At 64.7% G+C, this 12,483-nt stretch carries 10 protein-coding genes and 1 pseudogene; 9 read left to right on the top strand and 2 right to left on the bottom strand.

Annotated elements, in window-relative coordinates:
* Positions 1–280: 280 nt before the first annotated feature.
* Positions 281–1,233 (bottom strand): annotated as a pseudogene (locus XH88_RS14070) (aminoglycoside phosphotransferase family protein).
* A gap of 47 nt (positions 1,234–1,280) precedes the next feature.
* Complete coding sequence (gene ugpB, locus XH88_RS14075; protein ID WP_442868438.1) at positions 1,281–2,606, bottom strand: sn-glycerol-3-phosphate ABC transporter substrate-binding protein UgpB; 1,326 nt, start codon at positions 2,604–2,606, stop codon at positions 1,281–1,283.
* 203 nt (positions 2,607–2,809) lie between these two features.
* On the opposite strand from ugpB, the gene XH88_RS14080 reads away from it, so the two are divergent.
* The 9 genes from XH88_RS14080 to XH88_RS39225 all read left to right on the top strand — a co-directional run bounded on the left by XH88_RS14080 (position 2,810) and on the right by XH88_RS39225 (position 12,417).
* Positions 2,810–3,805 (top strand): TRAP transporter substrate-binding protein, encoded by a 996-nt coding sequence (locus XH88_RS14080; protein ID WP_271668888.1) that lies wholly within the window; start codon positions 2,810–2,812, stop codon positions 3,803–3,805.
* 54 nt (positions 3,806–3,859) lie between these two features.
* Positions 3,860–5,890 (top strand): ATP-binding protein, encoded by a 2,031-nt coding sequence (locus XH88_RS14085; RefSeq protein ID WP_442868443.1) that lies wholly within the window; start codon positions 3,860–3,862, stop codon positions 5,888–5,890.
* Positions 5,860–7,605 (top strand): ATP-binding response regulator, encoded by a 1,746-nt coding sequence (locus tag XH88_RS14090; protein ID WP_271668890.1) that lies wholly within the window; start codon positions 5,860–5,862, stop codon positions 7,603–7,605. Before XH88_RS14085 ends, XH88_RS14090 begins: the two co-directional genes overlap by 31 nt.
* A 13-nt stretch (positions 7,606–7,618) precedes the next feature.
* Positions 7,619–8,356, top strand: coding sequence for a response regulator (locus XH88_RS14095; RefSeq protein ID WP_271668891.1), 738 nt, complete (start codon positions 7,619–7,621; stop codon positions 8,354–8,356).
* Positions 8,357–8,663: 307 nt separating this feature from the next.
* Positions 8,664–9,275, top strand: coding sequence for a sigma-70 family RNA polymerase sigma factor (locus XH88_RS14100; protein WP_271668892.1), 612 nt, complete (start codon positions 8,664–8,666; stop codon positions 9,273–9,275).
* Between the two features lie 304 nt (positions 9,276–9,579).
* The gene (locus XH88_RS14105; protein ID WP_271668893.1) at positions 9,580–10,275 is read left to right on the top strand and encodes a cytochrome c biogenesis CcdA family protein; all 696 of its coding nucleotides are present in this window, start codon (positions 9,580–9,582) and stop codon (positions 10,273–10,275) included.
* Between the two features lie 27 nt (positions 10,276–10,302).
* Complete coding sequence (locus XH88_RS14110) at positions 10,303–10,866, top strand: thioredoxin family protein (RefSeq protein WP_271668894.1); 564 nt, start codon at positions 10,303–10,305, stop codon at positions 10,864–10,866.
* 84 nt (positions 10,867–10,950) lie between these two features.
* Positions 10,951–11,925: a hypothetical protein gene (locus XH88_RS14115; protein WP_271668895.1), complete on the top strand. Its 975-nt coding sequence runs from the start codon at positions 10,951–10,953 to the stop codon at positions 11,923–11,925.
* Between the two features lie 240 nt (positions 11,926–12,165).
* Complete coding sequence (locus XH88_RS39225; protein WP_442868439.1) at positions 12,166–12,417, top strand: DUF3311 domain-containing protein; 252 nt, start codon at positions 12,166–12,168, stop codon at positions 12,415–12,417.
* Positions 12,418–12,483: the final 66 nt, after the last annotated feature.

The raw sequence follows: 12,483 nt of genomic DNA on the forward strand, positions 1-12,483 counted from the left end.
CCAAGGCTTAGTCGAGACTTAAGAGTCAGCTAAGCCATTGATAAAAAAGGATATGCTGACAATCTTGATCGCGGATAACCGCACGCAAACCTCGCCGTTGCATACAAAGCGGCGATATTGATGAAAGAATAAGCAGATAAATTTGAAGCCTAATCTGTCGTCACCTCGGTCAGGCCTCTCATTCACGGGCTGTGGTGCTTGAGAGGATCGGCGCTCGTGCGGCAAACTCGTCATTGCTTCGTCGCAAGGGCTCATCGCAATGACGGTGTTGATGGAGCCCTCACGCCGGCCAGATCAGCTCCAGCAATTCGACCAAATCGTCCACCTGCTCCTGCCAGCCCTCGATGCAGATGTGGCTGTTGAGATCGCTGGCGTGGTGCAGCAGCATCAGCGCCATCAGGCGGCGCTTCAGCGCAAAATCGGACTTGGCGTAGCCGAAGCCTTCCAGCAGGCCGCGCACCCTCCCCGGCCGACCCGCCGCCATGAAGGCGCTCGGGCCGAGCAGGTCGTAATCGCGCCAGCCTGCGCGCACGTCGCCGAAGTCGAACAGGCCGGCGAGCGACCATCGATCGTCGTTGCAGGCGAGCAGGAAGTTTTCCGGAATGTATTCGCCGATCAGGATCACCGGCGGCGCTTCCATCGGGATCAACGTCGCGGCGTCGCGCAGAAGGTCGTCAGGCCTTCAAGGAATTTCGGCGCGAGGCCGAGACGGGTGTGCCTGTCACGGCAGCCCTGCATCTGCGCGCGCATGAAGGCATCCCAGCGCGGCTCGATCCGTGCGAGCGGGCCGAGCGGCGCGCGTTGCACGGCGGCGATGGTTTCGCCGATCTGGCGCAGCACGCGCTCCTTCTGCGCTTCGGCGAGCTGCGGCCAGACCTCCGCGCCAAGCGTGCCTGATAGCCGCGTGATGACGAGATAGGGCCAGCCGTCGCGCTCCCCCTCCGCGACGATCTCCGGGATCGGTAGATGAAGCCGGCCGGCAAGCTGCATCAACGAGCCGCGCTCGGAGACGAATTGCGCACGCAGCAGCGGCGGGAAGATTTTCAGGATCAGCTTGTCGCCGAGCCCGACCACGAGATTGGTGCCGGTCGAGAACACATGCGGGGAGGTGACGTCGAGACCATGGCTGCGGGCGATGTCGAGGGCGCTTCCCAGCCATTGCGCCGGATCGGCGCGAAAGGCGCGAAAGCTTTGGGCGTCGGCGAAGTGAGGCAACGCGTGCGCTGAGGTCATTCGCGTACTTTTTCTGGCTTCAGCGCCAGCCAAGCTCATCCGCAACATTACCGTTCCGGACTGGCGCGCTCGAACTGGCGGAGCAGCTTGTTGCCGCGCTCCACCGCGGAATCGAGCGCGGCTTGGGCGCTCTTGTGGCCGGCAAAGGCCTGCTCGAGCTCGTCCTCGATCGCGCCGCGGATCAGCACGAAGGAGCCGAGCCGGATGCCCTTCGAATTCTCGGTCGGCGGATGCAGCGTGATCTGTTCGAACGAGATCGAAGAGCCCGGATTGTGCTCGTAGAATCCTTGCGCGCGCGTCAGCTCGAAGGCGGCGCGGGTCACAGGCAGATAGCCGGTGTTCTGGTGCCAGGCGGCCTGCACGCCGGGCTGCGACAGATAGGCGAAAAACCGCGCCACACCCTTGTATTCCTCGCGCGGCCGGTCGCGCAGCACCCACAGCGTGGCGCCGCCGATGATGGAATTCTGCGGCGCGCCCGCAATGTCAGGCCAGTACGGCATCATGCCGTAGCCAACCTCGAATTTCGAGAAGGCCTTGATGTCGGCGCGCGTCGCCGAGGAGCCGATGAAGATGCCGCATTCGCCGTTCTGGAAGCGCGGCTCGGCCGCCTGTCCCCGGCCGCTATAGTCGAACAGTTTCGTCTTCTGCCATTCGGCGAGCTGGGCGACGTGCTTGACCACGACCGGATTGTTGATGGTCAGCTCGGCATCGAGGCCGGCAAAGCCGTTGCCGCGGGTGGCCAGCGGCAGGTTGTGAAACGCCGAAAAATTCTCGACATGGATCCAGGATGGCCAAGAGGTGGTGAAGCCGCAGACCGCGCCGTGCTCGCGCAGGCGTTTTGCCGCCTGCCCAAGCTCGGGCCAGGTCTTCGGCGCCGTCTCGGCATCGAGGCCGGCGGCGCGGAACATGGTCTTGTTGTAATAGAGGATCGGCGTCGAGGAATTGAATGGAAACGACAGCAGATTGCCCGATGCGTCGGTGTAATAGCCGGAGACCGCCGGGAGATAATCGTTGAGCGAGAATGGCTCTCCCATGTCGCGCATCATGCTGTAGACCGGATAGATCGCCCCCTTCGCCGCGGTCATGGTGGCGGTGGCGACCTCGTTGACCTGAACGATCGCGGGCTGGCTGCGCGAGCGGAAGGCGAAGATCGCAGCCGTCACCGTCTCGGTGTAGTTGCCCTTGTAGGCCGGCACGATGCGGTAATCGGACTGCGAGGCGTTGAAGTCGGCGGCGAGCTTCTCGAGCTGCTTGCCGAGTTCGCCCGACATGGCGTGCCACCAGGCGATATCGGTTGTCGCGCGTGCCTCGCAGCTCAAGGCGAGGGCCAGCGTGGCGGCGGCGACCTGCAAGAGGCGGATTGCTGAAGTCACGATGGCGCGCCCCGGATCAAGCGGTAAAAGACGACGATACCCTGCTTAAGGCGCGCGACCTGCGGTTTCAACCGGGAATGAAGGTGGGCCACGCCGCACAATCGCTCGGCCGGCCAGCGCCGGGATGGCCTTCCCTTTACCATCTGCTAGATTGCATTGAACCTTTTGGTCCCGCCATAGACTCCATCACTGAGGGGTTGAGTGTGCCAGTGCTAAACCGTGCCGAACTCTCACGGACCGGGGTGATTTTCGTTGCGCTTCTGCTCGCCATTTGCGCGACGAATGCTGCTGCGCGCGAATTCCGCGCCGCCGACACCCAGACCGAGGACTACCCGACCGTCCAGGCGCTGCGCTACATGGGCGCGCTGATCGCCGAGCGCACCAAAGGCCGGCACGAGATCAAGGTGTTTCACTCCCGCCAGCTCGGCGAGGAGAAAGAGACGATCGAGCAGACCCGCGCCGGCGCGATCGACCTCAACCGGACCAATGTCGCCCTGATCGGCAATTTCGTCCCGGCGATGAATGTGCTCGCCATGCCGTTCCTGTTCCGGTCCATCGAGCACATGCAGAAGGTGCTGGACGGGCCTATTGGCAAGGAGATCCTCGACAGCTTCGAGCCCTACGGCTTCGTCGGGCTGTGCTTCTACGATTCCGGCGCCCGCTCGATCTACAACGGCGTTCGTCCCGTGAAGAGCCTTGCCGACCTCAGGGGATTGCGGATCCGGGTCCAGCAATCGGAGTTGATGAGCGAGATGATCCGCGCGCTCGGCGCCGAGCCGGTCGAACTGCCCTATGGGCAGGTGCTCACGGGGCTCGCGACCCATCTGATCGACGGCGCGGAAAACAACTGGCCATCCTTCGTGACGACAGACCATTACAAATATGCCGGCTACTACACGCTCACCGAGCACACGGTGAGCCCGGAGGTGCTGGTGATCTCGCTCAAGGCCTGGCGCAGCCTGTCCGCCGAGGACCAGACCATCTTCAGGGAGGCCGCGCAGCGCTCCAGCCGGTTCATGCGCGAGAAATGGCGCGACCTCGACGAGCAGTCGCAGCACAAGGCGGAAGCCGCCGGCATCACCGTGATCAAGGACATCGACCGCAAGCCGTTCGAGGACGCAATGGCGCCGATCTACGCCAAGGCGGCGAGGGATCCCGCCGCGGCGGCGCTGATCGAACGCATTCGCAAGGTGGAGTGACGCTGCGTGATCGCGCCCGGCACCAGCGAGATCGCAGAGCGGCCACCCGGCCCGATCGGGCGGCTGCGCGCGCGGCTCGTGGGCGTGCTGCGGGCGGTGCCGATCCGCTGGCGCATCCTGTCGATCGCGGCGCTGAACTCCGCCGTGGTGATCGTGCTGGTGGCGATGATCTGGAACGGCGCGCAGGTGCTGGGCTCCGCCTGGGACGACGTGCGGCAGGTGCGCGAATCCGACCGGATCCTGGCGCTGCTCGAAAGCGAGACCGGGCGGCTGCAGAACCTGATCCACCGCTACATCAACCAGCCAAGCCCGGACCTGTTCGCCGAGATCCTCTTGCTGCGCGAGGCCGTGCTGGGCACGCTGACCGACCGCGCCGCCAAGGACCCGATGCTGTCAGGCTCGGTCGAGGAGCTGGAGCGCACCACCGACCGCTTCCTCAACGGCTTCGGCGAGCTGCGCACCGTGCAGGCAACCATCGCCAAGACCTATGAGGAGCAGGTGCAGGGCCCAGCCAAGGACATGGCGGGCCTCTATTCCATCATCGAGGGCGCCACCGGCCATCGCGACGCGCTGATCTGGCCTTCGCTCGGCAAGTCGCGCGAAGCCTTCACCGCGATGCTGGTCGCGGCCAATTCCTACTATCTGTCGCTGTCGCCTGGCGCGGCCGACGATGCGCGCCGCAACACCGAGACGATCGAGAAGACCATTCCCGTGATGATCGATCTTGCCGACAACGATCTCCAGAAGATGGCGCTGCAAAAGCTCGGGGCCCGCACTGCGGCGCTGCGCGAGGGCTTTGCCAAACTTTCCGAGCAGCTGACGAACCGCACCGAACTGTTGCGCAACACCATCGACGCCAGCCAGGCCGAGGCGATCGGGGCCATCGACGATCTCTCGACCAAGATGCGCCAGCGCGAGCAGAAGGCGCAGGAGACGTTCGACCGCACGCTGGCGGATATTTCTCGTCGTGTTCTCTCGATAGCAGTGATCTTCCTCGGCATCATCCTCTCCGCCGGCGTCTTGATCGCGCTCTCGATCCGGCTGCCGCTGCAGCAGATCATGACCGCGATGCGGGCGATCACGCTCGGCGATCTCGACCGCGAGGTGCAGGGCACCAAAGCCCGCGACGAGGTCGGCGCCATGGCGCGCGCGGTGGAGGTGTTCCGCGAGAACGCGATCGCCAAGCGCCAGACCGAAGGCGAGCTGCGCGCGTCGAAGGAAAAGGCCGAGAGCGCGCTGCTCGAGCTCAACACAGCGCAGCAGAACCTGATCGACGCCGAACGGCTCGCCGCGCTCGGCGGCCTCGTCGCGGGGGTGGCGCATGAGGTCAACAACCCCATCGGTATCAGCCTGACGGTGGCCTCGAGCCTTGCGAGGCGCAGCGAGATCTTCGAGGCCCAGCTCAAGGGCGACGGCGGACTGCGCCGCTCGCAACTGGAGGAGTTCGTGCAGTCCTCGCGCGACGCCTCGCAGCAGCTGGTCGCCAACCTGCACCGCGCCGGCGAGCTGATCCAGTCGTTCAAGCAGGTCGCCGTCGACCGCTCCCATGCCGAGCGGCGGCAATTCTCATTGAGCGAAGCCACCGACCAGATCATCGCGAGCCTCCGGCCCGTGCTGAAGCGCTCGCCGACCACGCTTCAAGTCGACGTGCCCGAGGGACTCCTGCTCGACGGCTATCCCGGCTCCTATGGCCAGATCCTGACCAACCTGTTCCTCAACGCCGCCAACCACGCCTTTGCCGACGGTCGCGCCGGCACCATCACGATCTCGGCCCGGCCGCGCGGCACCGAGGACATCGAAATCATCTTCGCCGATGACGGGGCCGGCATGACCCCCGACGTGCAGCGCCAGGCCTTTGACCCATTCTTTACCACGCGGCGCAATGAAGGCGGGACGGGACTGGGCTTGCATATCGTCTATAACCTTGTCACCCAGCAGCTCGGCGGGCGGATGATGCTGGAATCCAAGCTGGGACAAGGCACGACTTTCCGGATTATCATGCCGCGGATCGCCAAGGGCGGCGCGCAAAGCACAGAAAGTGACGGGACCTCTCAATGGCCGAACAGGACGATGTCCTCCACCTGATCGACGACACCGGTACCGCGTCGGAGGATATGGACGCCCGGAAATGGAAGATCGCCGTCATCGACGACGATCCGGCCGTGCATGACGGCACCCGCTTCGCGCTGTCCGACTACAGCCTCAACGGCCTCGGCCTGGAAATCCTCTCCGCCCATTCCGCGGCGGAAGGTCGCAAGCTGATGGCCGAGCACGACGACATCGCCGCGGTGCTGCTCGACGTCATCATGGAGACCGACGTCGCCGGCCTCGAGCTGGTCGAATACATCCGCAACGTGCTCAAGAACGAAACGGTGCGCATCATCCTGCGCACCGGCCAGCCCGGCCAGGCGCCGGAGCGGCGCGTGATCGTGCAGTACGACATCAACGACTACAAGGCCAAGACCGAGCTCACCGCCGACAAGCTGTTCACCTCGCTGACCGCGGCGCTGCGCTCCTACCAGCAGCTCGAGCGCATGGTGCAGACCAGGCGCGGGCTCGAGATCATCATCGACGCCGCCTCGACGCTGTACGACTTCAAGTCGATGCAGCGGCTGGCCGAGGGCGTGCTGACCCAGCTCGCCTCGCTGCTCAATGTCGACTGCGCCGGCATCCTGGTGCTGCGCGACAACGGCGGCATGGACGCCGAACTCTCGGTGCTCGCCGGCAGCGGCTGCTACAGCCGCTTCATCGGCACCACCTCGTCGAAGGCGCTCGACCCCGATCTGCGCCAGCTGGTGGAGGACGCCTTCCAGCGCCGCAAGAACGAATTCGCCGACCACCGCAGCGTGATCTACTTGCGTACCGGCTCGGGCCGCGAGGTCGTGGTGCTGCTGCAGGCCGAGCGCGAGCTGTCCGAGACCGATCGCTCGCTGGTCGAGATCTTCTCCAGCCGGCTGTCGATCGCGTTCGACAATGTCATCCTCTACCAGCAGCTCCAGGACGCCAACACGCAGCTGGAAGACCGCGTCGCCCAGCGCACCCGCGCGCTGATGCAGGCCAATCGCCGGCTCTCGGCGCAATGGCTGCGGCTGCAGCGCGCCAACGGCTTCAAGAACGAAATCCTCGGCACCGTCGCGCACGATCTGAAGAACCCGCTCGGCGTCATCCTCGGCCGCACCGAGATGCTGAAGGAGCTGATCTCGACCGGCGCCTCGGCCGCAGGCGTCGTCTCCCAGGTCGATCATATCAGAGACGCCACCAAGCGCCTGACCACGATGGTCGACCATCTGATCTCGGACGCGATGGCCGATGCCTTCGACATCACCATCCGCCGCGAGCCGGTCGACGTCGCAGCCCTGGTGAAGGAGGTCGCCGAGGCCAACCAGCCGCTCGCGGTCAACAAGCAGCAGGCGATCAGCGTCAGCGCGCCGGCCAATATCGTCACCATGTGCGACACGGATCGCATCCGCGAGGCGATCGATAATTTGATCAGCAACGCCATCAAATACTCACCGATCGCAGGCAAGATCAGCGTCGCGGTCAGCCATGAGGGCAACGACACCATCATTCGTGTCAGCGACGAAGGCGCCGGCCTGTCGCCGGAAGATCTCGGCCGCCTGTTCGGCCGGTTCCAGCGGCTGTCCGCAAAGCCGACCGCGGGCGAGAGCTCAACGGGGCTTGGGTTGTCCATCGTCAAGCGTATTATCGACATGCATGGCGGCGAGGTGACGGCCGACAGCGACGGCCCGGGCAAGGGCTCGACCTTCACCATCACCCTGCCCGCGACCGATATGCCGTAATTCGAGTATCGACATGACCCAAAGCCAGCACATCATGATCGTCGACGACGAGGCGCCGGCCCGAGAGATGGTCGGCGATTACCTCAGGATGCACGGCTTCACCGTGACGCTGTGCGACGGCGGCAAGTCGCTCCGCGCCGCGATCGACGGCGGCATGCCCGACCTCGTCGTGCTCGACCTCAACATGCCCGAGGAAGACGGCCTCTCGATCATTCGCGACCTCAAGAGCCGCACCAACGTTCCCGTCATCATGCTCACGGCGACCGCGAGCCCGATCGACCGCGTGGTCGGCCTCGAGCTCGGCGCCGACGATTATGTCGCAAAGCCGTGCGAGCTGCGCGAGCTGATGGCGCGCATCCGCTCGGTGCTGCGGCGGAGCGCGCCGGCAAGGGCCGCCGCGTCTGATGCAGCGCCGGCGAAATCGGACAAGGATCAACTGGTGCGCTTCGGCACCAAATGGCTCGATCTCGAAGCCCAGGCGCTGCGCGACGACGAAGGCAATGAGCATCCGCTGACGGCGTCCGAGTTCGGGCTGCTGAAAGTGTTCGCCGCCAATCCGAAGCGCGTGCTGTCGCGCGAGCGCCTGCTCGAGCTCGCCAATGCGCGCGACGCCGAAGCCTTCGACCGCGCCGTCGACCTGCGCATCATGCGCATCCGCCGCAAGATCGAACCGGACCCGACCAAGCCCGCCGTGATCCGCACCATTCGCGGCGGCGGCTATCTGTTCTCGCCCCAGGGCGAGAAGGCGTAGGCACAACACGGGGGTGCTGTAGCGGGTCGCGGATTCGCCAGGACGACGGCAATGGGTATGGCGCGACGTAACGCAAGCCCCGGAAATTCGTTCCTCCCAGTCCAATTCCGCAGTACCGTATTTTCCAACCCTTGAAATTCCACGCTTTTTTGCTCCGAATGTTTCGTCGCGATTTGAGCGACGAAACAATTTATCGGCGCACGAAACCATTTTCTCCTTTTCGTGCAGACGTCCCGAAACGTTGGCTCATTAACACTTTGGTCCAGGGAAACGCCGCTCGGTTGCGGCGCACCGGGGAGCCAAGTCAATGCGGAACGTCATCGCCATCAACGCCCAGGCCAGTCAGAGCATCATTGCCGCTCAGGCGACTTCGGACGACATGCTTCTGGAAAGCATTGCCGACGGCAACCGGACGTCCATGCACATCCTCTATTGCCGGCACAATGTGCGGGTCTACCGCTTCATCCTGCGCGTGGTGCGCGATGCCACCACCGCGGAAGACCTGGTCAGCCAGGTGTTTCTGGACGTGTGGCGGACCGCCGGCCAGTTTCAGGGCCGCTCGCAGGTATCGACCTGGCTGCTCTCGATCGCCCGCTTCAAGGCGCTGACCGCGATGCGCCAGCGTCGGTTCGAGGACATCGACCAGGAAGACGTGCGTCAGATCCCGGACAGCTGCGACACCCCGGAGAGCTCGCTCGACCGCAGCGACACCAGCGCCATCCTGCGCGCCTGCGTCGCAAAACTGTCACCGGCGCATCGGGAGATCATCACCCTCGTCTACTACCACGAGAAGTCGGTGGAGGAGGTCGGGCAGATCATCGGCATCCCCCAGAGCACGGTGAAGACGCGAATGTTCTATGCCCGCAAGCAGCTGGCTGATCTGCTTAAGGGTTGCGGGGTCGACCGCTTCGCGGCTTAAGTCAATGATTTCAAGCGGATAGAGCTCGTTTCCCGGCTCGATCCCGGGACACGAAAGCGTTACCGCCGACGAAACAAATGAAACAAAGCACAACATCAGGCGGAAAAACTTCGTCCCTATAAGGCTCCCATACGGTTTTGCTTAAACCTCCCAAGGACCTCCAACGACCCGGACGGGATGCCCCCCTCCGGGTCGTTTTGTATTTGGGGCCGGGTGCGGCCGCCCCGTCACGAGCGCGTGACAGCGCGTAACGGCCGGCACCTCGATCCCGAACTGCTCTCGTGACATCGATCACGAGTGCCCCATGCTCGAGCTTCTCTTCGCTATCCTCGCCGGCATCCTCACCATCGCCGCGCCCTGCACGTTGCCGGTGCTGCCGATCCTGCTCGGCGCCTCGATCGGACGCACGTCGCAGCTGCGGCCTGCGATGATCGCGCTCGGCTTCGTCGTTTCCTTTTCCGCGGTGGCGCTGCTGCTCGGCGCAGTGACGCGGGCATTCGATATCGATCCGAACGTGCTGCGCGAGGCGGCCGCGATCCTGCTGCTCGGCTTCGGCCTGTTGATGCTGTGGCCGGCGCCGTTCGAATGGTTGTCGATCCGGCTCAATGGCTGGCTCAACCTGAGCACCGCCGGCGCGCCGCGCGAAGGCGCGCTGGGCGGGCTCGTGCTGGGCACCACGCTCGGCCTGGTCTGGACGCCCTGCGCCGGCCCCGTGCTCGGCTCGATCCTGACGCTGGTGGCGACCTCGACGAATCTCGCCTGGGCCGGCACGCTTTTGATCGCCTACGCGATCGGCGCTGCGATCCCGATGCTGGCGATCGCCTATGGCGGCCAGGCCGCGACCACGCGCGTGCGCAGCCTGGTGCGCATCTCGCCGCGGCTGCAGCAGGGTTTTGGCGTGGTCGTGATCGCCTTCGCGCTCGCCGCCTACTTTCAATACGACACGCTGATCGTGGCGTGGCTCACCGGCTTCTATCCCACCGGCCAGATCGGCCTGTGATGGCTTCACCTCAACGGAGATACGACCATGACTTTCAAACTGCTTACCGTGGCCGCCGCGCTGGTCGGCGTCTCTGTCACCGGCGCCGTCATCCCCGGCATCTGCGACGAGGCGACGCCCGCGCCGGTCAAGATCGCGGCCGCGACCCAGGCGGCGACGGCGCCCGACTTCGCCGGGATCAGCAACTGGTTCAATTCGAAGCCGCTCAGCATCGCCGACCTCCGCGGCAAGGTCGTGCTGGTCGACTTCTGGACCTATGGCTGCGTCAACTGCGTCAACACGCTGCCGCACGTCACCGACCTCTATGCCAAATACAAGGACAAGGGCCTCGTCGTGGTCGGCGTGCACACGCCGGAATTCCCGTTCGAGCGCTCAGCCTCCAATGTGCAGGCCGCGCTGAAGCGCCACGGCATCACCTATCCGGTGGCGCAGGACAATGATTCCAAAACCTGGGATGCCTACCGCAATCAATATTGGCCGGCGCAATACGTCATCGACCAGAGCGGCAAGATCGTGTTCCAGCATGCGGGCGAAGGCCGCTATGACGAGATCGACCGCACTGTGGCCAAGCTGCTGAACGCCAGCAGCTGATGCCGGATGCGGCGGCTTTGTGATGCTGCTTGACTCCACGGACCCGTCCGTGGAGGTTCGCGAGCCTCGAACTCAGCCGCCGCAATGGACGACGCGACCGCCAGCAACGACATCCGCCTTCGCGAAGGCTCCTCGATCGCGCAGCGGCTGGTCGTGGCCGGCTCGGCGGCGGCCGTCGCGCTGTGCTTCACGCCGGGCCTGTTCACGCATGATGCGCTGGAGATCGTCATCTCCGTCGTCGCGCTGCTGGCGGGCACAGCGTTCGTCGGCGTGGTGATGCTGACGCCGGCGGTGGTGTGGATCATCACGCCGGAGGAGATCCTGATCGGACGGCAGCGTCCGTTCGGGAAGCTCCAGACACGGGTCATCGCGAAAGATGACATCCTCGGATTACAGGTTCCCGGCAGCAAAACCGCGAAAGCCCGCTTCCAGCTGGCCTTTACGCTGGCCTCGGGCGAACGCCTGATCTCCCCGCCGCTCTCCGACGTCACCCATGTTCATGACACCGTGGCGCGGATCGCTGCGCAGTTCGACGTTCCTGATGTCGAGGCGCCCGTCAATCCGCTCGATGCCAGCAATCCCGAGATGCGTCTTGGCGACCCCGTCGAGCCGTTTTCGCAGCGAGACATCCGGATCGCGGCGCTGATCGTCGTCGCACTGAGTGTTGCGCCGTACGCCTACAGGCTTTGGCGCGGCCTGCAGCCCCAATGGATCGACGTCATGCTGCTGCCGCTTGGCGTGATCGCAGCGTTCGGCGTCTATCGATTTGCCAATCTCGTCACCGGTGCCCGCTGGATCATCCGGCGGGAGGATATTCGCGTCGAACGCCTATGGGGCGACGGCACGCCGCGCGAGGACCATATCGCTGGGCACGACGTCAAGGCGATCACGGTCGAGCGCCGCGGCCGGTCCGAGGACGAGCACTGCATCGTCACGATCCGCTTACGGTCCGGACGGAAGTTTCGCAGCCCCCGCATCGGTTCGAGGCCTGAGGCGCGCGCCGTGGGGGCCGAAATCGTCCGGCGCCTCGCAATCGCGCCGGAGAATAACGAGATCTGACGTCGACGCTTGAGCTGGCCGATGTGATGGGATCAATCGCTTCTCGCGCTCCGCGCGCTGAAGGCCCGCCATAGCCGAAAGGCGGATGGAACCCGGGAACAGGTGGCGCGTTACGACAACGACCGCGGATCAGAAAGCTGCGTGCGAACTCCAGCTTTCGCCGCCCGGGATCATCGAGAGTAGCTCGTCACCCGTCCGCATCATCGACCGGCATCGGCGCACCTCGGCGAAGGAGGTCCCATGTCAAATGGCACCGGTTCGAGATACGACGTCCAGGAAGCAGCCACCGGCCCGAGAGGGGAAAAACACGCCGGATGGAGCTGGTGGTACCTGCTCTTCCTCATTCAATTCGTCGCCGTGCTCTGGCCCCCCTTCTACAACGCGGCCGAACCCGAGCTCATCGGCATCCCATTCTTCTACTGGTACCAGCTGCTCTGGGTCATCCTTGGAGCCATCCTGACCGCGATCGTCTATTTCGCGACGGAGGATTAGCCCACCCGCGGGCACGATCATGCAAGAGGGGAGACGATAACGAGGGAGGCCAATCGGGAGGAATGC

The organism is Bradyrhizobium sp. CCBAU 51627 (assembly GCF_028128765.1).
Taxonomy (GTDB): Bacteria; Pseudomonadota; Alphaproteobacteria; order Rhizobiales; family Xanthobacteraceae; genus Bradyrhizobium.

Bases quoted from the DNA above. Each gene is read 5' to 3' on its own strand.
- XH88_RS14090 (WP_271668890.1), top strand. From the start codon at position 5,860: ATGGCCGAACAGGACGATGTCCTCCACCTGATCGACGACACCGGTACC.
- XH88_RS14095 (WP_271668891.1), top strand. From the start codon at position 7,619: ATGACCCAAAGCCAGCACATCATGATCGTCGACGACGAGGCGCCGGCC.
- XH88_RS14100 (WP_271668892.1), top strand. From the start codon at position 8,664: ATGCGGAACGTCATCGCCATCAACGCCCAGGCCAGTCAGAGCATCATT.
- XH88_RS14105 (WP_271668893.1), top strand. From the start codon at position 9,580: ATGCTCGAGCTTCTCTTCGCTATCCTCGCCGGCATCCTCACCATCGCC.
- XH88_RS14110 (WP_271668894.1), top strand. From the start codon at position 10,303: ATGACTTTCAAACTGCTTACCGTGGCCGCCGCGCTGGTCGGCGTCTCT.
- XH88_RS14115 (WP_271668895.1), top strand. From the start codon at position 10,951: ATGGACGACGCGACCGCCAGCAACGACATCCGCCTTCGCGAAGGCTCC.
- XH88_RS39225 (WP_442868439.1), top strand. From the start codon at position 12,166: ATGTCAAATGGCACCGGTTCGAGATACGACGTCCAGGAAGCAGCCACC.